Source organism: Suttonella ornithocola, from assembly GCF_001889065.1.
Taxonomy (GTDB): domain Bacteria; phylum Pseudomonadota; class Gammaproteobacteria; order Cardiobacteriales; family Cardiobacteriaceae; genus Suttonella_A; species Suttonella_A ornithocola.
Genome location: NZ_LWHB01000309.1, coordinates 1 through 740 on the forward strand (window position 1 = coordinate 1; position 740 = coordinate 740).

The 740-nt window shown below is 38.2% G+C and carries 2 protein-coding genes; both read right to left on the reverse strand.

Features of this window, described 5'->3' with window-relative positions; genetic code table 11:
* Positions 1–165 (reverse strand): helix-turn-helix domain-containing protein (locus tag A5N85_RS18035; protein ID WP_143143342.1); only part of this gene is annotated, 165 nt, incomplete at its 3' end.
* Positions 166–211: 46 nt separating this feature from the next.
* The gene (locus A5N85_RS13970; protein WP_072577658.1) at positions 212–610 is read right to left on the reverse strand and encodes an IS630 transposase-related protein; all 399 of its coding nucleotides are present in this window, start codon (positions 608–610) and stop codon (positions 212–214) included.
* Positions 611–740: the final 130 nt, after the last annotated feature.

Genomic DNA, 740 nt, shown 5'->3' on the forward strand with positions numbered 1-740 from the left:
CAATCTTTGAGGGCTTACGCTCAGTAAGCCTTTAGGATGGGGATTTTTAATCCAGCTATAGACGGTGAATTTGCTGATCTTGTAGCGCTTTGCAACAGCGCGCCAAGTTTCTCCATTAGCAATATCGTTAAGAATTTTTTGTCGGAATTGGCTGCAGTAGGTCATAGGATATGCTCAGTTTGTTTTTGATAATTCTACTATAAGTCGTTCTTTATATCTGCTTTGGATAGATTGGATTATAAGTGATTTGACTATATTTGTTCTTGAAAGTGCTCTCTTTGCTCTGTGTCGGCTTTTGGATGTTGGTTAATCTTTTTTTATGCGTTATCTTTAGTCGCTTTAGAGCATAACAAATCGCTGATTGCGAGTAATTAAAACGTCTAGCGCTTTCCCATTGGTAATTATCGGGATACTGCTCAATATCCTTAAGCAAGGCTTCATCATCAATCTTTGAGGGCTTACGCTCAGTAAAGCCTTTAGGATGAGGATTTTTAATCCAGCTATAGACGGTGAATTTGCTGATCTTGTAGCGCTTTGCAACAGCGCGCCAAGTTTCTCCATTAGCAATATCGTTAAGAATTTTTTGTCGGAATTGGCTGCAGTAGGTCATAGGATATGCTCAGTTTGTTTTTGATAATTCTACTACAAGTTGTTCTTTATATCTGCTTTGGATAGATTGGATTATAAGTGATTTTACTATATCARTGCACTATGTAAGCGAAGTCCTTCCCCAGATTGGA